Origin of the sequence: Bacillus canaveralius (assembly GCF_002860125.1) — a bacterium.
Classification (GTDB): domain Bacteria; phylum Bacillota; class Bacilli; order Bacillales; family Cytobacillaceae; genus Bacillus_BJ; species Bacillus_BJ canaveralius.
Genome location: NZ_PGVA01000089.1, coordinates 1 through 22,647, shown reverse-complemented (window position 1 = coordinate 22,647; position 22,647 = coordinate 1). Strand labels below are relative to the sequence as shown.

Below are 22,647 nucleotides of genomic sequence, written 5' to 3'. Positions count from 1 at the left end.
GAACACCCTGAAACCCGAGGACAAGAAGACAATATCTAATTCCTGTTTTCTACTCTACATTGAAGGTATCTATTTTAAGTGAGTGGATTCGGTGATACAAAAACAACAATCGATGATGTTCAGTTCCTATATGGAGCTCTATAATCTAATCGTCCCTGAGGATAATATGTTACGCAGGATCAATGACCTGGTCGACTTTTCTTTTGTTTACGATGAACTTCAGGATAAATATTGCCTTGATAATGGCCGGAATGCCATCGATCCCATCCGTATGTTCAAATATTTATTGTTGAAAACCATCTATGATATTTCCGATGTCGATGTGGTTGAACGTTCGAAATATGACATGTCCTTCAAGTATTCCCTGGGCATGGCCCCTGAGCATTCCGTCATCGATCCGAGTTCCCTGACCAAGTTTCGGAAGCTCAGGCTCAAGGACGTCAACCTTCTGGACATGCTTATCAATAAGACGGTTGAGATTGCGATTGAAAAAGAGATCATCACGAGTAAATCCATCATTTGCGACGCCACCCATTCAAAAGCTCGCTATAACCAGATGACACCAAAGGAAGTTCCGATGGAGCGTTCCAAAAAGCTGAGGAAGGCCATTTATAAGGTGGATGAATCCATGAAGGAGAAGTTTCCTGCCAAGACGAAGACAGATGTGTTGGAAGACGAAATCGCCTACTCCCGGGAACTTATTGAGATCATTGAAAAGGAAGAAACCCTTATCCAGTATCCGAAGGAAAAGGAACAGTTGAATCTATTGAAAGAGACAGTGGCAGATGATATTGAGCAGCTTCAGTGTTCGAAGGACCATGATGCCAAGGTTGGGCACAAGACAGCTGACTCGTCCTTCTTTGGATACAAGACACATATGGCAATGAGCGAGGAACGGATCATTACTGCCGCCGTCATTACGACAGGAGAGAAAAATGACGGGAAACAATTACAGACACTGATCGAAAAAAGCATGGAAGCAGGAATGGAAATTGAAACAGTCATCGGGGACACTGCCTATTCAGAAAAGGATAATATTCAATACAGTAAAAAGAACAAGATCAAACTGGTTGCCAAATTAAATCCTGCCGTTACACAAGGCTGCCGTAAAAAGGAAGACGAAATTGAGTTCAATAAGGATGCAGGCATGTATGTCTGTAAAGCAGGACATATGGCAATCCGAAAAACCCGAGGTGGCAAAAAAAAAATGTAGCAGCGAATCAGGTAGCTACATATTTTTTCGATATTGAGAAATGTAAGCGATGCCCCTTCAAGGACGGGTGCTATAAAGAAGGCGCGAAAACTAAAAGTTACTCAGTTTCAATCAAGTCAGATGAACACTCGGAACAGGCGAAATTTCAGGAAAGCGAGTACTTCAAGGAGAAATCAAAAGAGCGCTACAAGATAGAGACAAAAAATAGTGAGTTGAAGCACAGACACGGGTACGATGTGGCCACATCCCTCGGGTTTAATTGGCATGGAGTTGCAAGGTGCCATAGCCATATTCACCGTCAATTTAAAGAGAATCTTGAAGCTAATGAGTTAAAAATAGAGGAAAACCAGACTAAAAAACAAGAAAAGCCGACTCTTTCTTCCGGAAATCTGGAGTAAGAGTCGGCTTTTCTTTAGAAGCTATCAAGAAGACCATAAAATCCGCAGATTTTCAGTGGCCTCGAGTTTTCCAAGCTGTTTTTTTTGGCTTGTTCAACTTACGGGCAGCTTAGTATAACTAAATACTTCTGAAAGTGTAGGGAAGCAAAACCCGACTTCTTAATCAGGAAATCGTGCTTTGCTTCAATATATTTGAAATTCAGTGTCAACAATGAGGATTAATTATGACCAACTATTGAGTGAGGTGCATATGGTTCCTCTAGAAAAGCAATTTCTTCAGAAGTCAGTTTTACTGATAAGGCGCCTACCGCATCTTCGAGGTGAGACATTTTTGTAGCACCGATAATAGGTGCTGTTATTGATTCTTTCTGCAGTAGCCAGGCAAGCGCAATATGAATACGGGGAATACCGCGTTTTTCTGAGATTTCTGCGACCCGTTCCACGACCAATCGGTCCGCGTGAGCAGTCGCATCATATTTAGCTTTTTGAACCTGGTCGGTTTCGGAACGATGCGTAGTCTCCGACCAATCACGCGTCAATCTTCCTGATGCAAGCGGACTATATGGAGTCACCCCAATTTTTTCTTCCATGCATAGTGGAAGCATCTCTCTTTCTTCTTCACGGTATATAAGGTTTAAGTGATTTTGCATAGACACAAACCTGGTCCACCCGTTTTTCTCTGCTACATATAAAGCCTTTTGGAACTGCCAAGCATACATAGCTGAAGCACCAATATAGCGTGACTTTCCTGCTTTCACCACATCATGCAATGCTTCCATCGTTTCTTCAATAGGGGTACTGTAATCCCAACGATGGATATATATAGGTCTACATAATCAGTTCCTAGCCTCTTCAAGCTTTTGTCAATTTCGCTCATAATTGCCTTTCGGGAAAGACCGGAACCATTTGGACCTTCCTGCATCTGTCCATGTACTTTTGTGGCAATCACAATTTCATCTCGATTTGCATAGTCCTGCAAAGCCCGTCCAATAATTTCCTCGCTGGTTCCAAGTGAATACACATTTGCTGTATCGAAAAAATTGATGCCAAGCTCAATAGCTTTTTTGATAATAGGACGACTTTTTTCTTCATCAAGAACCCATTGATGAACCCAACGCTTTGCATCTCCAAAACTCATGCAACCAAGACAAAGCCTGGATACATCCAATCCTGTATTTCCAAGTTTCACATATTCCATTTGGTATTCCTCACTTTCTAAAGTTGTATGATCATGAACATTCTATATAGAAAATAAGGCTGCTAAAAAGTCCATTTAAGAGCAATATACAATCAAATTTAAAACCCAAGAATGTTGATTTAACAGCGTTCTTGGGTTTTGATTTGATCATGATTTCGGCTCAAATATTACTTTCTGGACACCCTCACTAATATTATCAGCTATTGACTTAATATTTTTAAGATTATACTTCCACTGCTTTAAAAAATTGTGGTAAATGTTCTTTATGTGCTTCTAACATCTCATCCAATATCTGTTTAGCAATTTTATCAGAAGGCACTAGAGGATTAATTGTCATTGCTAGTAGTGCAGTGTTGTAATCTCCCGTTACTGCAGCTTCGGCAGCCACACGTTCAAAAGATTTAATTTCCTGTACAAGCCCTCTGACAGCAACTGGAAGATCTCCAACTGAAATTGGTTTAGGGCCTTCTTTTGTGATGATACAGTTTAGTTCTACAGCGGAGTCTTCCGGAATACTTGCAATTGCACCATTATTCCTTGTATTTACTGGCTGAATATCACGTTTGTCATTATAAATGGAATTTATTAAGCTACAAGCAGCATCACTATAATAAGCACCGCCACGTTTTTCTAATTGAGGAGGCTTAATGTTCAAGTTTTCATCTTTATAAAGTTCAAATAGTTCTGCTTCTAGCTTTTTTACAACCTCCGCACGAGTTCCTTCTTCGTTGGCTGCACGTAATTCATCTGCTAGCATATCACTTGTTTTATAATAATAACGATGATATGGACAAGGAATCGCTCTTAACCCTTTTAAGAAATCTGGTTCCCAATCAATCGCCTTAATATTATTCATTGTCATTGAGTTACCGGGGTTTGCCATTTTACTAATGACATCATCGAGGACACTAACTCCATCAACGTATACATTTAAGCCAAACACCATATGGTTTAAACCTGCAAAATCAATGTGTAGTCTTTCTGGATCAATATCCAGCATTTCAGCTGTTCGCATTTTTATGCCAACAGGAACATTGCATAGACCGACTACTTTAGTAATATTGCTATAACGAAGAACTGCTTCTGTTACCATACCAGCTGGGTTTGTGAAGTTGACGAGCCAAGCGTTAGGGCATAGTTCCTCAATATCTTTGCATATATCCAAAATGACTGGTATGGTTCTTAAACCTTTAAATAATCCGCCAGGTCCGTTTGTTTCTTGGCCAATGACATTATATTCTAACGGTATTCTTTCATCCTTTATTCGAGCATCCAGTAAGCCGACACGGAATTGAGTCGTAACAAAGTCGGCATCTTTAAGTGCTTCACGTCGGTCGAGAGTTAAATGAACATCGATTGGAAGGCCTGCTTTTTCGACCATCCTTTTTGCTAAATTTCCTACAATATTTAATTTTTCTTGACCAGCGGGAATGTCTACAAGCCATAATTCTCTAATTGGCAGCTCATCATATCTCTTAATAAAACCTTCTACTAGTTCAGGAGTATAACTGGATCCACCGCCAATTGTTACGATTTTTATCCCTTTTTTCATTTTGTCCACCTCCGGCTAATTTAGAAAAAATGCTGCTCTACAGGATCAGTCAGGTTAATACATTACAATCAACAAAGTTTTTCCCTGACAACGAAAGTTTACCTCTAAATTTGATAAATAGTAAATACAACATACGGACTTTGTTACATATGTCTTTAAAAGGTATTTGTTTCAGAAAAAAAACACTATGTTTTTTAAGAAACGCAATGGTATGATAATTTTAGGTGAAATACAACAGTGACGGATGAGGGGGATAATTCTTGTTTTCAAATGAAGTTATTAGTACTTTTAATGAACTAGAATTTTCACTTTATAACTATGTAACTAACAATATAGATAAAGTTGTTTATATGCGGATACGAGATTTAGCCAAAGAAACACATGTGTCTACTTCGACTATCTTACGATTTTGCCGGAAATTAAATTGCGAAGGATTTTCGGAGTTCAAAGTTAAGCTTAAGTTATTACTAGATAAAGACGAACGCACTAGTTTAAGACGTTCGCAAGACTCCTTGTTGGAATTTATGGAGAGGACATTAAAAGGAAATCTGGATTCCTATATCACGGAAGCAGCAGAAGTGATTTCCCATTCGGATAGCGTAATTTTTATTGGGATTGGTAGTTCTGGTATTTTAGCTGAATATGGAGCAAGATACTTTTCAAGTTTAGAGAAATTTTCTCTTTACATTAAAGACCCTCACTTCCCTATTACTACCAATTATTTACACAACAGTACTACAATAGCCTTGTCCGTTTCGGGAGAAAATCGTTTTACTATTACACATATTCATCAGCTGAAACAAGAAGGAAGCAAAATTATAAGTATTACAAACAGTCAACATTGCACTGTTGCTAAAATCTCAGATATTAATATTCCTTATTATGTGACAGAAGAAAAGTATCATACCTCAAATATAACTACTCAAATACCAGTTGTTTATATCTTGGAATCAATTGCTCGTAAAGTAAATAAACTTACAAAACGTAAATAGATTTATTTTTTCAGGTATCTCGCTTAGCGGTGTAGGTACCTTTTTTGGTTTTATATTTTTATCTATAAATTTATAGAGCTTTTTCCGTTGAATAACGGAAAAAGATTTACTTAAATATAAAGCGTTTTCATACTACACTAATAACACAAGCTAATTCAATAAAAATACTTTGGAGGAAAAATATTATGAAAAATATTATGTTAATATGCGCCGCAGGAATGAGTACAAGTTTGATGGTCACTAAGATGAGAAAAGCAGCAGAAGAAAAAAATCTGGAGGCTGATATATTTGCAATCTCAGCTTCAGAGTTTGATGAAACTGTAGCTCAAAAAGATATTGATGTAGTATTACTAGGACCTCAGGTTAAATTTATGAAAAATCAATTTACCCCTGTACTATCAAAGAAAAATATTCCAATTGATGTTATCAATATGCAATATTATGGAATGATGAATGGGGAAAAAGTTTTGGACCAAGCGCTGAAATTACTGGAGATATAATCAATTGGGAGTAGTCGACAAATTTTTTCCACCATTTATAGTGAAAAGGGGAGTATAGAAAATGCAAAAATTCATGGAAGTACTAGAAAGTAAAATGGCTCCACTTGCAATGAAACTTGATAGCAATAGGTATATTACTGCCATTAAAGATGGATTCTTCGGGGTAATGTCCCTTCTCATCATTGGATCATTCTTTTTATTATTAGCAAACTTGCCGATTACCGGTTATCCAGAGTTTATGGCTTCATTATTGGGTGATAATTGGAAAACTTATTTTACTGTGCCTTATGATGTTACGATGAATATTATGACCATTTATGTGGTTATTGCAATGGCAAGAAGTCTCGCTAACACATATAAATTAGACAGTATCATGTGTATAACATCCGTTGTTGTAGCATTTTTGCTGCTTACCCCAACACTGGAGTTTAAAGATGGCGGTTTTGGCATACCAACAGCTAATTTAAGTGCGAGCGGTTTATTCTTAGGAATGTTGACAACTATTTTAAGTGTAGAAATTGTTCGTTTTGTTGTTAAAAAGGGTTGGACCATTAAACTTCCGGATAGTGTTCCGGAAAATGTTTCTCGCTCGTTCTCTGCATTGATTCCAGGATTATTCGTAATTATTGTTTTCAACATAATTCGTATCCTATTTTCATTAACTTCTTTTGGTACAGTACAAGCATTTGTCTTCCACTATTTGCAAGTTCCGTTATTGAGCTTAGGAGATACATTGCCGGCAATTTTAATCTCCACTATATTTGAAGGTACATTATGGTCTTTTGGGATTCATGGGTCAAATGTGATAAGCGGTATCATGAAACCGATTTGGCTAACATTAACTGCCGATAATGCAAGTGCATTTGCTGCAGGTGAAGCTTTGCCACATATCATTAACTTCCAATTTTATTCCAACTTCATTAAAGTAGGTGGATTTGGGGGCACACTGGGCCTTGCATTTTTACTTCTCCTTAGATCAAAATCAAGTCAATTTAAAGCATTAGGAAAATTATCAATCGCTCCAGGATTCTTTGGTATCAATGAGCCAATCATTTTTGGAATTCCTATTGTATTGAACCCTGTTTTAATTATTCCATTTATTTTAACACCACTAGTTTTATGTGTTGTTGCATATTTTGCAATGTCTTCTGGTTTGGTGCCATATACAAACGGAACCAACATTCCATGGACAACTCCGCCAGTTATAGCCGGGTTTCTAGTAAGTGGCTGGAAAGGGGCATTATTAAACGTTGTACAAATATTCATTTCGGCGGCAATTTATTATCCATTCTTTAAATCGGCTGACCGTCTGGCATATAAACTAGAGCAACAACAACAACAGCAACCGGAATTACAAGAAAAAACAACGATGAGTGTAAGCTAAGTTTTTCTTTGTAACTATGTATTTATAAAACAATTGACCAGTTTAATACCAAGCGTTGATGATGATGTAAAGGAGTGGGGAAATGATAGAGGAACTAACAGAAATAAATACGGTTGCATTTTCAATCATTAGCAATGTGGGTATGGCAAAGAGCCTGGTAATGGAAGCTCTTTATGCTGCCAAAGATGGAAATTTTGGTTTGGCAGAAGAAAAATTAAAAGACTCAAAACAATATTTTGTAAAGGGTCATAAAGCCCATAGCTCATTAATTCAAAAAGAGGCAAGTGGCGAAAAGGTTGAGTTATCACTAATTTTTATGCACGCAGAGGACCAACTTTTGAGTACTGAGACGATTTCTGAACTTGTTAAAGAAATGATTGAAATGTACAAAAGATTTGGAAAATGATATACAAAGGCTATTACGGGTTGCGTAATAGCCCTTTTTGAGTAACTAAGAAAAGTCGTTGAGTTTAGGATTTTTCCCATTTATTTATATGGCCAAGTTTGGAGAGATACATTGTGCAAGAAAAGAGGGTAGAAAATGTTTACAAAGAGGCAAAAAGGAATTTTTTTGTCATTATTGAAGAAAAAAGAGCCTGTTTCAGCGGAAATGATAGCCAAAGAAATAGGGGTTAGCGACCGAACAGTTCGAACAGAGATAAAAGAGCTTCAAACACAATGCAAATCGTTAGGTATCTCTATTGAATCATTTCGCGGTAAAGGATATAAGATAATCATTAACGATAATGAATTATTTGAAAGAGAATTTAACCCCGATACAATAGAAACAACTGGGGAGGAACAGGTCGATTACTCAGAGCAGAATAACCGGATTACTTATATATTAAAACGATTATTATTGAGTAGAGAACCGATAAAGTTAGAGATTTTTGAGGAAGATTTGTTTGTTTCTAAACCTAAGATTTACAATGATTTAAAGATCGTACGTAAAATATTGGATAGGTATAAGCTGAAATTAATTACTCGCCCCCACTATGGAACCATCGTGGCAGGGAACGAATATATGAAAAGGTTATGTTTTTCTAATCATATTTTGAGCCGGAATAGCAATTCGAATATTGATAGCAGTTCTTTTCGTGTTCTAGATGAGGGGCTGTTTGAAAAAATTAAAGAAATCATTATTAAAAAAGTAAACGAATATAAAATCGAAATTTCTGATATTTCACTCGAAAATTTAACCACGCATATAGCAATTGCATGTAAAAGAATTGAGGAAGGCTTTGTAATTGAAAATCTGGACCATGATATAACAGGACGATATCCATTTGAAAAAATGGTGGCTATAGAAATAGTTGGGGAAACGGAAGCTTTTACAGGGCTTGTTTTTCCTGAATCAGAGCTGAATTATATTATAGTTCATCTGTTAGGCACAAAGTTATTATACAAAGATGCATTGATTGAATTTAGTGAGTTTGATGAGTCAGGATATATAGTTCAGTCTATGTTGCAAAGATTGCATACCGAATTAAATTGGGATTTTCGTGAGGATGATGAATTCATCCAAGCATTAACTTTGCATATTCGTTCAGCTATTAATAGATTGCGGTATAACTTAAATATTAGAAACCCTTTGTTAAATGAGATCAAGACGAAATATCCGATTCCTTTCGAAGGAGCTGCCATAGCAAGTAAGTGTATTGAGGAATATTTATCTTTAGACGTTGAAGAACATGAAATAGCGTATATAGCCTTGCATATTGGTGTTGCATTAGAACGCATGAAATCCCGCCACAAAAAAATAAAACGCGTGATTATCGTATGTGCTTCAGGAGTTGGAAGCGCCAAATTACTATATTACCGCTTGCATCATCTATTTAAAGAAGAGATGAACATTATCGCTTCAACTAATTTATATAAATTGAAAGAATATGATTTATCGTCCATTGACTTAATCATTAGCACAGTCCCGATTAAGGAAGATATCGGTGTTCCAGTTCAGGTAGTAAATACTTTGTTAGGGGAAATAGATATAAATAATATCAGGGAAAAACTATCACCGGAAAATAACGGGGAAGCAGCGAAATACTTAGATGAATCCAGAGTATTTATTCATAAAAGCTTTGATGATAAGGAAACGGTCATTCGATTTATGTGTAATGAATTATACAATCAAGGTCTGGTGCCCAAAGATTATGTGAAGTTAGTGTTGGAAAGGGAAGCTTTGGCGCCAACTACTTTTGGAAATCTGATTGCAATTCCACATCCTCTAACTCCTGTTACAGAAGAAACTTTTTTGACTGTATGTACATTAAAATACCCGATTAAGTGGACTGAAGATCACATGGTTCAGTTCATTTGCCTATTGAATATTCGCAAAAGTCCAAAGGATGATTTGGATCATATGTATAAAAAATTGATTACCTTGCTTGAGAATGAATCCATTGTTCGGAATTTAATTAAATGCAACTCCGCAAAAGAAATATTGGAGATTTTAAAGTAATGCCTTATGTAATAAGTTAGGTCCAAATCAAAATGAGAAACTATAATTGTTTAACCAGCTTGATGGATGAAGCATGTCTTTCCTTTGTTTTCGCACAGCGGAAATCAAACCGTAAAACAAAGTGAATCTATCAACCCATAATCATAAAATAGCAAAATATGAAAAGTAACTTTTCCGTTACATAGCGGAAAATTCTCTTCTCCAATATTAAATGTTTAGATTGTATGATATAGCTGGAGCAATAGAGAACCCAATACACAGAATTTTGGATAGGGATAAACATGATCGGTATCATTATTGTTGCATAGCAGGATAACAAACATTGCTGTGGAGTGAGAAATATGGAGGAACAATCATCCAAAAACTATATTTTATTTTTGGGTCTATATGGAATTATCTATATAGGAACGGCAATTTATAATACATTTCTGCCTGTCTATCTGAATAATATTGGCTTAAGTAAAACTTCAATTGCTTCCCTTTTAAGTATCGGACCATTGATCGCAATTTTGGCTCAACCAATTTGGGGAAGTTTAGGAGATCGCTCAGACAGTAAAAACCGGATCCTTCAAATTCTTTTGTTGGGAAGTGCTCTTACAATATTGCTGTTCCCATTATCAGAAATATACATATATTTATTGATTGTTATCTGTCTTACAACATTTTTCCAAACCTCTATTTATCCTTTGAGTGATGCTATTACCTTGGAATATTTGTCTCGAACAAAATGGAATTTCGGTCCAATTCGTTTAGCTGGACAATAGGCTTCGCTCTAATGTCTGTTGTTTGCGGGATTGTTGCTCGAAACCAGATTAATAGTATTTTTTTCATGTATTTTATTATCATGATCATTGCTATTTTAATATGTTCCAAATTGCCGAAAATAAAGGGATATCAGTCTAAAGGCGATACGTTTTCTCCTCTCATCCTGCTCAAAAACCGAAATTTAATGCTTTTTATGATATTCAGTTTTTTTATTCAAATTACAATGGGATATTATTATTCTTTTTTCCCTATCTACTTTCAACAACTCGGAGGAGATAATGGATTACTCGGATGGTCCATGCTTTTTTCGTCTATAAGTGAACTTCCTTTCTTGCTTTTTGGTCATAAAATCGTGAAACGATTTGGGATTCACACCGTATTATTGTGTACTGCGTTCTTTGCGGGAATCAGATGGGTGTTCATGTTTTTTGTCGATAATCCTTATCTAGTTCTACCGATTCAAATGCTCCATGGCTTAATAGTCATTGTATTACTGGTGGCGATTGCCATTTTCATCGACAATGAGGTACCGAAAGAATTGAAAGCTTCTGGCCAAACATTTAACGCTTTAGTCAGTTTAGGAATCGCCCGCATCGTTGGGAGTATCATTGGCGGAGTAGCAAGTGAGTATGTGGGAATGAGGCAAGTATTTTTATACAATGCCGTTCTAGCTTTTATTACATTTCTAGTATTTACTTTTGTTTTCAAAAGAGAGTTTAAAGTTGTACAACAAAAAGTTTCAGTTTCCATAAAATAATTCAGATAACCTATTACTAATAAACAATCTTTTTCTAAAATACAGAATTAATATGTTGTCAAACACGAGCAAAAACCTTTGAAGTGTACTAAATCAGAGGATTTGGACGGATTACCATTTGGCTTATTCCAGTATAAAGGTCTTTTTCTTCTGCACAAAATAATATAATTGAACATTTTTTTGATTTATAAAGTTTTACTTGGATGCTAAAGAATTAGCAATAATTAATGAATGATAATCCACAACTATAATAGTCAAGATAATTTAGATAGGTTATTAATAAAGCTGAAAATCACAATATTCTGCTGCAATAATATTGTAATTCTCAGCTTCCTTTTACAATGTCATCATATTTTCAACAACGTATCTTCCGAATTCATCACCAATTCTTTCAATAATGGACAGGAATAGTGCGCGTATCATAAGTTCAGTGGCTGTTTTGAATTGGGTTCTCCATATTTTTCCTCATGTCTTGGTTTCGCCCCGAATATTGTCAGTAATTCAACTGTCCCTGATTGCCATTTGTTTCATTGTAGCCGGGAACGTATGGTAGGATTGCATCGCGTCAACGAAACAGCGGGCGGTGCGGCTAAGCAGTGTTTTCCATTTCTTTTGGATTTGCCAAGCAGAAGAATTGTCAATTGGTGGAGGAAGGATCGGCACATTGTGATACAGCTTATATTGTTTGGCCATTAAAAATGGCAGAGAGCTTTTACTCTTGCCATCTAATTCGATTCTATCCAGCGCCGTGCCTCTTCAAGCTGATGCTTATCGAAATGCTTCGCCTCAATTCCAGGCAAATAATTTCCCAGCATTGTTAATGCTGCCAGCCAATTTTTTTCATTTACAACAGCGAATTTGTTAAACTGCCGCCATCGTTTGGCATCAAATTCGACCCCGGCGACGACACCTTTTAATGTCGAACCGTCTATATCATGAATGATGGCGAGGATATTGAATTCTTGGTTATCTGCAAAATGGGTTTTAACATAGTTGTCCAGCTTTTCTGCGTCTTCTTTTGTGGATTTTCCATCGAATTCCAAAGTACTTGTTGATGGATTGTCGCTCGGCAGAGTAGTGATCATCATGGTTCCCTCCCAGATTCTTGTGTTATACACTTACCCGGATACATGTCGTTAAAACAAAAAGGAGCAAGTAACTCCGGTGTTGAAAAAGTTTTTTCTAAAAGGATGCATGACTACAGGACATGCGTTCCAGCCAAAAAGATATGATGGGTTGCGGGGAATGGAGTTATTGCTTTAAAATTGAAAACGCTGTATTGTTTAGTAACAATCTAACCGGAATTGGAAAAGGTAGTGATAAGAGTGGACACAACAACTGAGCAATCGAAGGATAATTGGAAAAAGAATATTATTCTCTTTTTAAGCAGTCAGACGATATCTCTTTTCGGTTCGTCTTTAGTTCAATACGCGATCATGTGGTATATAACGCTTACTACAGAGTCGGGTGTGATGATGACTTTGTATATCATTTGCGGTTTCATCCCTACTTTCATTTTATCTCCAATGGCCGGGGTATGGGCGGATCGCTACAACCGAAAAATACTGATTATTTTAGCAGATTCTTTGATTGCGATTGCAACACTGATACTCGCAATTGTATTCTTAATGGGCTATGATGCGATTTGGCTTCTTTTTGTCATGGCTGCGATTCGCGCAATCGGAACAGGAATTCAATTCCCGGCTGTCGGTGCTATTTTGCCGCAAATAGTGCCGAAGGATAAGCTGACAAAGATAAACGGTATAAACGGAAGTATTCAAGCAATCATCATGTTTGTGTCACCCTTGGTTAGTGCAGCCCTATTGTCAATGGCATCCATTGAAGTGATATTCTTTATTGATGTTGTTACCGCAGCAATCGCAATCATGACTCTGCTTATCTTTTTTAAGATTCCGATGCATAAGAAGGCATACGAAACACAAACAACCAGCTATTTCAATGACTTAAAAGAAGGCTTAAAATACATTAATAATAACGATTTTCTGAAAAAATTCTTTTTATTTTTCGCTTTTTTCTTTGTCTTGATGGCGCCTGCTGCATTTTTAACGCCACTGCAAGTTACACGCAGCTTCGGTGATGATGTTTGGCGGTTAACAGCTATCGAAATCGCTTTTTCGGTGGGTATGATGGCAGGTGGAGGAATTATCGCCTCTTGGGGAGGCTTTCACAACAAAGTTCATACGATGACATTTGCAAGTCTTTTAATGGGAGTTTGTACGTTTGCACTGGGTGTTGTTCCTGTGTTTTGGGCTTATTTAATTTTCATGGCTGTATTCGGAGTTGCGATGCCAATTTTTAATACCCCAACAATGGTATTAGTGCAGGAGAAAGTAAATGAAAATTATTTAGGTAGAATTTTTGGTGTGTTTGGGATGATCTCTACTTCGATGATGCCGATGGGTATGCTCATTTTCGGTCCAATTGCAGATGTGATCGAAATAGAATGGCTACTTATCGGAACTGGTTTACTGATTCTTATTCTCGCCATTTTCTTAGGGCGAAACAAAGTATTAATAGAAACAGGAAAGCCAGAATCGAAGGAACCTGCAAATTAGGAGAGAGAACATCCCATACTTTATAAGATTCAACTTATTTGCGTGCCTACAAGTTCATTAACAAGTGGGCGCATTTTCTGTAATAAGTTAAGATGCTTTTTTTATTATCGAAGCAGGTAGTAACTTTAAAGGTCATATGTGACGAAGGAATGATAACATTTACGCAACTAAAAGGTACTGTTCAATAGCTTGGTTATCCTGTGCTGCAACCAAATTTGCCTAAAGGAAAGGGGGAGCCGGCAAATCTTACACCAGAGAAAAGTTCCTATTCAAATGAAAAGGAGCTTTTCTTATTTAAGAATCTGTTCAAAATTTTGGAGAATATCCTTAACGATCCAATGTAATAAGCATCTAACTCAATCACCTCAACGTGATAATAGAAAGAATCATATATGTTTCAACTCTCTCTGTGAGATTTTTTTTTGCAGGTATGAACGATCAAGCCTCAAGAAGCCGTTTTATATCGCTTTTAGGTGGCAGGCCGAACATTCGAGAATATTCACGACTAAATTGGGAAGGACTTTCATAACCAACCTGGAACCCGGCATTTGCAGCGTCCATCTGACCTGAAAGCATGAGTCGGCGAGCCTCTTGTAATCTTAATTGTTTTTGATATTGTAAAGGGCTCATTCTTGTCACTTGTTTAAAGTGATGATGTAGTGATGATGCACTCATGTTTGCTGTCATGACAAGTTCTTCAATGCGTAAAGGCTTTGTAAAATCCCGCTTAATTTGATCAATTACTTTAGCGATACGGTGTGCATGACTGCCGATCATTGCCATCTGTTTTATAGAATCACCCTGTTCATCTTGCAAGATATGATAAAGAATCTCACGAATTACCAAAGGTGCAATCACGGGGATATCCTGTGGTGTATCTAATAGACGAACAAGTCTGAGCACGGCATCAAGAAGAGATGAATTCGTTTTACTTACAAACAAGCCTCGTTGTGAATCTCTGATTTTGCTTAATGTTTGACCGGACCCACTAATAATGTCGAAAACTTGCTTCGGATCAAAATCTAATCGAAGGCACAAGTAAGGAAACTCCGGCGTTGCCTGGATGATGGTTCCTGATATCGGAAGATCAACTGACACAACGAGATAATGAGAAGGATCATACTGATAGGAGTCTTGTGCAAGCATCACCAATTTTGCTCCTTGAGCGACAATACATAAGGCCGGTTCATGGATTGAATGAATTGGCTCTGATGCGTCGGACGCACGAATGAAATGCAATGAAGGAATGGCAGTTGAGTTAACACCATCCTCTCCTGAAAATCGTTCAATCCGAAGTGCCAATTCCTTTTGCATCTCCATTACCTGATAATCCATGTTCTTTTCTTCTTCCATCGTATTTACTGCCTCCTCCCGAAAATGTAAGACTACCTTTAACAAATTACGGCTCTTGCCCAATTAGCTCAATTCTATTCAAATTTGGAGGATTAGGCAATAATTATCCACTAATTGACTACCTCCAGAGATCCTATTTGTTCAATAATGAATCTGACCCCAAAAATAATAAGTAGGGAGGATGAATAATAATTTGGGAAAAGAACATGGATGTCTTTACTAATCATTTCAATCCGTTTATTTATTCTCAGATCTTTTGTTATATCAGAAGTTTGTGAAGAAGATGAGTTTATCTATCATCGAAAACGTTGGGAAACAAAACAATACGCAATAGGAGAGAAGATAATGGATAAACAAACACACAACGAGCAGCATTCATATGTTGGCATGTGGGTCACTAATGACGGGTACATCCGCCATGAACTGCTATCTAACGGTCGTTACGATGAAGCTCGCGGCAATAGAAAAAGTGCTTATCAAGGCCGTTATACAATTACCGGCGATCATATCGAATATGTAGATGATACTGGCTTTACAGCTGATGGTGATTTCAGAGAGGGAGTTCTCTATCACGCCGGAATGATTCTTTATCGAGAAGAAAAAAAGTAACTCGCAGCGAGGAGGAGAAAGATGTCTAGCGTTATAGGGAAAGTTGTGTTAATTACCGGCGCAAGCAGCGGTATCGGTGAAGCAACTGCACGTAATCTCGCTAAAAACGGTGCCCATGTTTTATTGGGTGCCAGGCGCACGGATAAGCTGGAGATGCTTGCATCTGCAATTCGTTCAGAAGGCGGTTCAGTCGATTATCGCGCACTGGATGTCACCAAAAGAGATGAAATGGAAGAGTTCATCAGCTATGCTGAAAACACATTTGGACGAGTCGATGTGATTGTAAATAACGCAGGTGTGATGCCTCTTTCGAAACTTGAAGCTCTGAAGGTTGACGAATGGGACCGTATGATCGACGTAAATATTCGTGGTGTTCTTCACGGTATCGCGGCAGGGCTTCCAATAATGAAAAACCAGGGCTTTGGTCAGTTCATTAATATCTCTTCGATTGGCGGACACGTTGTTTCACCTACTGCCGCTGTTTATTGTGCTACTAAATTTGCTGTCCGGGCTATTTCTGAAGGGCTGCGTATGGAAGTTGGCAATGACATTCGCGTAACCGTTATCTCACCTGGAGTAACCGAATCAGAACTCGCTGACAGTATTTCGGATGAAGAGGCGCGCCAAGTGATGAGAGAATATCGGAGGTTTGCGCTTTCGCCAAATGCGATTGCGAGGGCGATCCTGTTTGCTATTGAGCAACCAGCCGACGTCGATGTGAATGAAGTCATTGTACGACCAACCGCGAGTCTAAATTAACGTTGTGGAGTGCAAAATTGACAAATTTATGTAAACTAACATACTAATTATGCAATACTACAGTTGAGAGGCAATTTGCTTCAAGCACGACCAGCGTTCGTTATGCCATATAGTACACCGCACATTTTTTATGACTAAAAAAAGGGCGCCTCATACTTAATCAAGTTGAGGCGCCCTTTGAAACTGAGGCTACATATTAGTTTCGGTTTTTATAAAACTCGCACTTTATTAATATCGCTTGTTCACGCTTCTAATTTGACACTGTTCAATTTGTCATTATTTTTCTTGATTATCATATAAACCGGCACTCCAATTAATACAATACCGATAGAAAATAGCGAATCCACTGGGCTGCTGATCAGTGTGCTTCCGACAATATACACTGCACCGATAATAGCGATAATCGGCGTGATCGGGTAAAAAGGCACCTTGTATCCTTGATAATTCCCGTTGTCTTTTTTACGGAGCAAGAATACGGCATAAAAAGCCAAACCGTAAAATAAAAACACGGTGAAAATAGCAATATTAGACAGTCGGTCAGCGTTGCCTGTCAGCATGAATAAAACAGTAAGGGCCAACTGAAACACTGTCGCATTGACAGGTGTTTTGAATTTCGGATGAACCTGAGACAATGATTTAGCACCTGGAAATAACCCGCTTTCAGCCATGGCAAAAGGTATTCTAGGAAAAGTCAGGATCTTTCCATTTAAACAGCCAAAAATCGAAATGAGAATTCCAATCGCAATCAGCTTGCCGCCTAGTCCACCGAACAGGATCGTCGCAGCTTCATTTGCAGCGTTTGGCCCAAGCTTCACAATTTCTGATGCAGGCAAAACATGCAGCATTGCAATATTGATCGATAAGTAAGCTATCATAACAATCAAAATCCCGCCAATGATCGCTCTTGGAAGTGTTTTAGCAGGATTTTTCATTTCTCCGGCAATAAACCCTACATTCATCCAACCATCATATGCCCAAAGGGTTGCCAGAATGGCCGCCCCCATATTAATCGTACCAGCAGCGCCGCTGTCCATATTAAAGATGGTTACTTCGCCCTGCGCAATACCGAAAACAGCGATAAGAATAACAGGAATTAGCTTTGCGACTGTTGAAAGCGCCTGGATAAAGCCACCATACTGAGTTCCCAGCAAATTAATAATACCAAGAAATACAACAGCGATAATTCCTATGAGTGTTGAGCGACTTTCTGAAAATCCGAAGAAATTGGCAGCGAGTACACCAAAGTACAAACCAAGCGCGCCCATGAGTGCCGGACCGTATACGAGCGTCTGTACCCAACCGCATAAAAATCCCCAAAGTTTCCCATATACTTCTTCAAGATAAGCAAATAATCCGCCTGTTCTGGGGATTTTAACACTAACTTCTGCAATCGTTAATCCACTTGCCAACGTAATGATACCGCCAATAAGCCAGGCCAAAAGGGCCAGCGTGGAATCGCCGGTTGAGGACAATACGACTCCGGGCTTCATGAAAATTCCCGAACCAATAACGGTTCCAACGACTAAGGAGGTAGAAACAAAAAAGCCTATATTTTTCTTTAACTGAGCATGATTTTCCAATGTCCATCCCTCATGTACAATTGTATTTTTTATATTATACGAATTATACCACAGATATTTTTCTAGAATAGTTATTAGAAAATTAGAACTTTAATTGAGTAAAGGATTGTACAATATTTGCATGTGCATTTTGACTAAATGGTGCAGATTGACTGACCTCGCCGCTACCAGCGTGGAGAGTATAAATTCCTGCAGTACACTAAAATATCCCGAAATGTCTTTATACCAAGGTTATTGAGGGTTTTGTTAATTTTGATATGAACAGACCGGATTAATCAGTTCCTGCTCCAGTGTAATGAAAGTTGCTGCTAAATGCTGCAAATATGAAAAATTTAAAGGATATTTATAAATTCAAAAAGCACTGAAGAGGATTTAAACATTATTGTTGTAATATTTGTTGCTTGCTTTTATTTTAAACCCGGAATTGTCTTATCCACGTATTTGGCATAGGGGTGTATAAACTATATACACTAACTCTTATTATTATTTAAAACTTATTGCAACATGTGAGTATTATTTAAAAATGTTTTTTTCCAGCTCAGGAGTATTCTTTCCCAATGTTCGGGTATATAATATTAAAAAGTTTCATTTGTTTCGTTTTTCTTTCTTTTGTTTCGAAACAAAATACCTTATAATGGAGACGAGAGGAGTGGATGAAGAAATGGCTATAGAAATGGCGTCGATTTATGAAAAAATCAGAAATGTTGCCAATCAAATTGATAATGCTCCAATTAGTGATAAAGCAAAACAATATGTACAACTTCTCCGTTATTCAATTGAGCTGGAAAAGCAGAAAGAAAAAGCTTATCTGGAATTAAATGAAAATGAAAAAGAAGAAGCACAAAGTATTCTAAAGGAAATCCTGGCACCAGAGCTGCCAAAGTATCTGCCTGTTTCGGAAGTATCCATGATGCTAAACGTGTCTCCGCAGATGGTAAGAAGATATTGTGCCGAAGGAAAGATACTAGGAAAACGGCGACATCAAGACAGTGGTAAATGGCTTATTCCAACGGAACAGTTTCTAACAAAACCCGAATTTGTTGAATATATTCAAAAGAAAGAAGTCAATCGCATCAAGTCAATTAAAGCAGCGCAACTGATGCTCCAAATGATTGATGAAGATGAAGAAGATGATGAGGGTTTTAGTCAGATATGGGATTAATAGCACAAAAAAGATATATGTTAGATACAAATGTTTTTAGATATAAGATTGACACTAGTTCTCAACACAAAATGGAAGCGAAGCATTTCTGGAGAATGGCATTACAAGAATTAATGGACAACGAAGCAGAAATCTTTACTCCCGCTGAAGTGTTTCGAGAGCTAGATGTTCAATCTTATACGATGAAACCAGAAGAACTAACTCGAATTGAGGCGTTAAAAAAGAACCTTGTAGTGAAACCAGATTCTACAAGTATTTCGGCGGAGGATTTGATTCGAAGAATAAGTGCTTATATTCGGTCAAAATATAAACCATATTTAGATGTAATTAATCGCGGAGTTGACTACCCATCAGTTTCCGATTCAAGAATCTTACTGAGTGCGTGGGAGCATAACTGCGTCATGGTAACAGCCAATATAAGAGAATTTATGCTGTACCTCTTTTATTTTCAGCCAATGAAGACAGGCTCTTCGACTTACTTACCATGCAGTATATCAAGATTGATCCTATTGCGCATGAATTGATACATAAGGACTCAATATTCACAAATATGAAAAATGAATTAAATAGACTCTACAGTATGTGAAGCCTAATCAGTCGGATTAGGTTTTTATTTATGTCAGGTGTTCCCTCACTTAGTTTTTCTTTTTTCTAATCTATTTTTCTATTACAGTAATCCAGCAACGGCTTTAGACTGAAATAGTCCAAAGCTTCATTCGGTGAAATGAACGATTTTATGAATAAAAGGTTAAATAGCCGGCAATCATCGCCAAAACCATTATCTGACAAAGAAAAAGCGCAGGAGCTTTTATTTGAGGCTTATGAATCGACAGGAAATAAGCGAAAGCAGCTCGTAGAAAAAGCATTAAAGTTATACCCAAACAGTTCGGATGCTTATAATATTTTAGCAGAGTATGAAAAGAACCCCGAAGAACAGAAGAAGCTTTACTTAATGGCCATCGAAGCTGGAGAAAAAGAACTCGGGCAAGCATTTTTCAAGGAAAACCAAGGCGATTTTTGGGGCATAGTAAACACGCGTCCATATATGCGGGCAAAATATAACTATGCACTGCTTTTACATGGAATGGGAATGCTTAAAGAAGCGATTGAGCAATATGAGGAACTTTTGGAATTGAATGATATGGATAACCAGGGAGTTCGCTATCAACTATTTGTTGCTTATGCACAAAACGGTTTGCTTCAAAAAGCGGAATCTGTATTAAAACAATATAACGAAGATATAACAGCACATGGATTGTACAACAAGTTACTCATTGAATACCTGCAAAACGGGCCATCACAAAAGGCCAAGAAACAATTAAAAAAGGCAAAGGACAGTAACCCATATGTCATCGATTACTTAATACAAAAAAAGAAACTTCCTCGATCTAGCCCGGCTGCATATGGGTTAGGTGATGAATCCGAGGCTATTGTTTATGCGGAGCAGCATTTACATCTGTGGAGAGATAATGTTGAGCTGATTGAATGGTTGAAGGAGTCCAGGTAACAGTTGTTTAGTTGAGCTATTCAAACGAGATAAAACTTCGAATCAATCCCACACTAACTAGGACAGTTGCTGATTATGTGTCTGCATGATAATATCGCACATGTAATGATGAAACTACAAGGAGGCACATAAGCAAAAAGGTAGCGCTCGGAAACTTGTTGCCCAACCGGAGCGCTATCAACAAGTATAAAAAAGGGGGAGTTGGATTATAACTCCAACTACGCTAAATATATCATTTTTGTTCGAATTTTAGGGTCGATTTTTGCAAATTAGATGTTGGGAAAATTTTAGCGAGACACAATGATAGAAGGGTTAGATTAGCAATGGTCAAGTAATAGGAAGGTAAAGCCGCATTCTTGATTGAAACATGCGGCTTTTTTATCGACGTTTCTAATTACTTTTTCTGAATCAGGCCAAAACGAAGTTCGACAGGATCAACCAGGTTATGCAGATGAAACTCATTAAAATTCATTTCTCACGGACAATCATAGCACCATAGTCTTTGCCCATAACAATATTCATCATTTGAACTGAACTTAAATTGAAACCGGGTATCTCAGTCGTGCATCGTTTACACAGCATGAACTGCTAACTTTTGCACTACTGGAATTTAGGGTTGATTTTTTTCTTTTCTCCGCAAAGGTGCCTCGTAAATTGAACATTTTTTATACTGATCTGTTTTTGTCAGGTTATAGGTTTCTTTTTCATTACTATCCAATCTCTCATCTTCCCTTGCATCTAGGGTTGAATTTAATGTTTATTCTCGTTTTTTCACTATAGTACGCCAACTCACCAATATTAGGAAGAAAGCATATGAATAGGTAAATGACAAAAGGGGATGTTTTTCTGCATTACCACGAATACAATCAATCGTACCCTCAAAATCAAATGAACCGACAACAGTATGAGTACCCTCCAGTTGATGTCAGTACCTTCACTCATTCAGTAACTGCGTTTCAAAAAATTGCCAATGAGGCCAGTGCCATCCTCCAAAAATTAGCTGACCGAAGATTTGCTCACAGTTTAATGGCAGCAGCTCAGGTTGGAAATCAGTCGGAAGTAGATCGTTTAATTAAATCGATAGGAACAACCACGCCTGTAACAACCACTTATACCCCAACAGGAGTTTTATTGACTATTCATGCTCAAGCTCAGGGTTCACAATGTTGTACTTTGACGATGTTTCTTAAATGGGGACAATAAAACGAAATCGTTCGTACTGCGAACGATTTTTTATTGTTCTCTTTTCTATTTAATAGAAGAAACCCCGGCTTTTTAACTACGAGTATTGTTTGGACTATTAGATTTTAAGTAAAGACTCTTTGACGTAGTGTGGTAATATCAAGGTTAACGCGGTGAAAACTGCAGAGTTCATGTTAGAGAGAGAAGCCATCAATTCACAAAAAGGGATGAAATAAAAGAATTTATGATGAAAGCGGTGAAAGACCACAATATGAATATTGATGCGGTTTTTAAGGAACTCCCTGTTTTAAAGTCAGATGATCATCCTGAAAAAAATTGAAGAGAACGATCTTGAAGAAGTGTTTGCAATTTATAATAATCACCGAGTATTTGAATACACTGCGGGATCATACCTAAGCACAATAAGGAAACTGTGAAAAAAATGATCGGACATTTTAGAGCATATACATTATTCTAGAAGAAGAATATGTAAAGTGAACAACACTACGATATTTCTTCAAAAAAAAAACTAACAGGATGGTTCCGTTTTATAATTACGAAAGGTCTGACTATAACAAAGACGAGCCATCATTGATGAGAAAGTACATACAATCTCCTCAATTTAACTATTTTTAGACATGAGTGTTGATTATCCATAATTAGACAAACCTATCCCGTTATTCGTACTGTACTTACTTA

General features: G+C 37.5%; 16 protein-coding genes and 4 pseudogenes. 15 read left to right on the top strand and 5 right to left on the bottom strand.

Translation table 11 applies throughout. The features are described 5' to 3' along the window. Positions 1-91: 91 nt before the first annotated feature. Positions 92-1,546: pseudogene (locus CU635_RS22465) on the top strand (IS1182 family transposase). Positions 1,547-1,829: 283 nt separating this feature from the next. Here the strand turns inward: CU635_RS22465 and CU635_RS22460 are convergent. Next, a pseudogene (locus CU635_RS22460) lies at positions 1,830-2,809 on the bottom strand (aldo/keto reductase). Between the two features lie 223 nt (positions 2,810-3,032). Next, on the bottom strand, positions 3,033-4,361 hold the full coding sequence (locus CU635_RS22455) for a 6-phospho-beta-glucosidase (RefSeq protein ID WP_101579585.1): 1,329 nt from the start codon (positions 4,359-4,361) through the stop codon (positions 3,033-3,035). 260 nt (positions 4,362-4,621) lie between these two features. On the opposite strand from CU635_RS22455, the gene CU635_RS22450 reads away from it, so the two are divergent. The 6 genes and pseudogenes from CU635_RS22450 to CU635_RS24260 form a co-directional block, all read left to right on the top strand. Next, positions 4,622-5,353, top strand: coding sequence for a MurR/RpiR family transcriptional regulator (locus CU635_RS22450; protein WP_101579584.1), 732 nt, complete (start codon positions 4,622-4,624; stop codon positions 5,351-5,353). A 185-nt stretch (positions 5,354-5,538) separates the two neighbouring features. Then, positions 5,539-5,853: a PTS sugar transporter subunit IIB gene (locus CU635_RS22445; RefSeq protein WP_101579583.1), complete on the top strand. Its 315-nt coding sequence runs from the start codon at positions 5,539-5,541 to the stop codon at positions 5,851-5,853. A 61-nt stretch (positions 5,854-5,914) separates the two neighbouring features. Next, complete coding sequence (locus tag CU635_RS22440; protein WP_101579582.1) at positions 5,915-7,237, top strand: PTS sugar transporter subunit IIC; 1,323 nt, start codon at positions 5,915-5,917, stop codon at positions 7,235-7,237. 82 nt (positions 7,238-7,319) lie between these two features. After that, positions 7,320-7,643 (top strand): PTS sugar transporter subunit IIA, encoded by a 324-nt coding sequence (locus tag CU635_RS22435; protein WP_101579581.1) that lies wholly within the window; start codon positions 7,320-7,322, stop codon positions 7,641-7,643. 135 nt (positions 7,644-7,778) lie between these two features. After that, entirely contained in the window at positions 7,779-9,698 is a 1,920-nt protein-coding gene (locus tag CU635_RS22430; protein ID WP_101579580.1) for a BglG family transcription antiterminator, read from the top strand. Between the two features lie 413 nt (positions 9,699-10,111). Beyond that, positions 10,112-11,220 (top strand): annotated as a pseudogene (locus CU635_RS24260) (MFS transporter); the annotation flags it as partial. 725 nt (positions 11,221-11,945) lie between these two features. On the opposite strand, the gene CU635_RS22420 reads toward CU635_RS24260, so the two are convergent. Beyond that, the gene (locus CU635_RS22420) at positions 11,946-12,308 is read right to left on the bottom strand and encodes a SpoIIAA family protein (RefSeq protein WP_245917563.1); all 363 of its coding nucleotides are present in this window, start codon (positions 12,306-12,308) and stop codon (positions 11,946-11,948) included. 237 nt (positions 12,309-12,545) lie between these two features. On the opposite strand from CU635_RS22420, the gene CU635_RS22415 reads away from it, so the two are divergent. After that, on the top strand, positions 12,546-13,796 hold the full coding sequence (locus tag CU635_RS22415; RefSeq protein ID WP_101579578.1) for an MFS transporter: 1,251 nt from the start codon (positions 12,546-12,548) through the stop codon (positions 13,794-13,796). 438 nt (positions 13,797-14,234) lie between these two features. Here the strand turns inward: CU635_RS22415 and CU635_RS22410 are convergent, their stop codons facing one another. After that, positions 14,235-15,149 (bottom strand): AraC family transcriptional regulator, encoded by a 915-nt coding sequence (locus CU635_RS22410; protein WP_101579577.1) that lies wholly within the window; start codon positions 15,147-15,149, stop codon positions 14,235-14,237. A gap of 345 nt (positions 15,150-15,494) precedes the next feature. On the opposite strand from CU635_RS22410, the gene CU635_RS22405 reads away from it, so the two are divergent. Both CU635_RS22405 and CU635_RS22400 read left to right on the top strand, forming a co-directional pair. Then, complete coding sequence (locus tag CU635_RS22405) at positions 15,495-15,758, top strand: Atu4866 domain-containing protein (protein WP_101579586.1); 264 nt, start codon at positions 15,495-15,497, stop codon at positions 15,756-15,758. A gap of 21 nt (positions 15,759-15,779) precedes the next feature. After that, positions 15,780-16,517: an SDR family oxidoreductase gene (locus CU635_RS22400; RefSeq protein ID WP_101579576.1), complete on the top strand. Its 738-nt coding sequence runs from the start codon at positions 15,780-15,782 to the stop codon at positions 16,515-16,517. A 242-nt stretch (positions 16,518-16,759) separates the two neighbouring features. Here the strand turns inward: CU635_RS22400 and CU635_RS22395 are convergent, their stop codons facing one another. Then, entirely contained in the window at positions 16,760-18,097 is a 1,338-nt protein-coding gene (locus tag CU635_RS22395; RefSeq protein WP_101579575.1) for an APC family permease, read from the bottom strand. 649 nt (positions 18,098-18,746) lie between these two features. Here CU635_RS22395 and CU635_RS22390 point away from each other — a divergent pair. The 5 genes and pseudogenes from CU635_RS22390 to CU635_RS24005 all read left to right on the top strand — a co-directional run. Then, the gene (locus CU635_RS22390; RefSeq protein ID WP_101579574.1) at positions 18,747-19,259 is read left to right on the top strand and encodes a helix-turn-helix domain-containing protein; all 513 of its coding nucleotides are present in this window, start codon (positions 18,747-18,749) and stop codon (positions 19,257-19,259) included. Then, complete coding sequence (locus CU635_RS22385; protein WP_101579573.1) at positions 19,250-19,783, top strand: PIN domain-containing protein; 534 nt, start codon at positions 19,250-19,252, stop codon at positions 19,781-19,783. The genes CU635_RS22390 and CU635_RS22385 overlap by 10 nt, the downstream gene beginning before the upstream one ends. Positions 19,784-19,995: 212 nt before the next feature. Then, positions 19,996-20,766 carry a tetratricopeptide repeat protein gene (locus CU635_RS22380; protein WP_101621551.1) on the top strand — a complete coding sequence of 257 codons (771 nt, stop codon included), beginning with the start codon at positions 19,996-19,998 and terminating at the stop codon, positions 20,764-20,766. An 825-nt stretch (positions 20,767-21,591) separates the two neighbouring features. Beyond that, positions 21,592-21,969 carry a YuzC family spore coat inner layer protein gene (locus CU635_RS22375; RefSeq protein ID WP_101579571.1) on the top strand — a complete coding sequence of 126 codons (378 nt, stop codon included), beginning with the start codon at positions 21,592-21,594 and terminating at the stop codon, positions 21,967-21,969. 250 nt (positions 21,970-22,219) lie between these two features. Continuing rightward, positions 22,220-22,405: pseudogene (locus tag CU635_RS24005) on the top strand (GNAT family N-acetyltransferase); the annotation flags it as partial. Positions 22,406-22,647 lie beyond the last annotated feature (242 nt).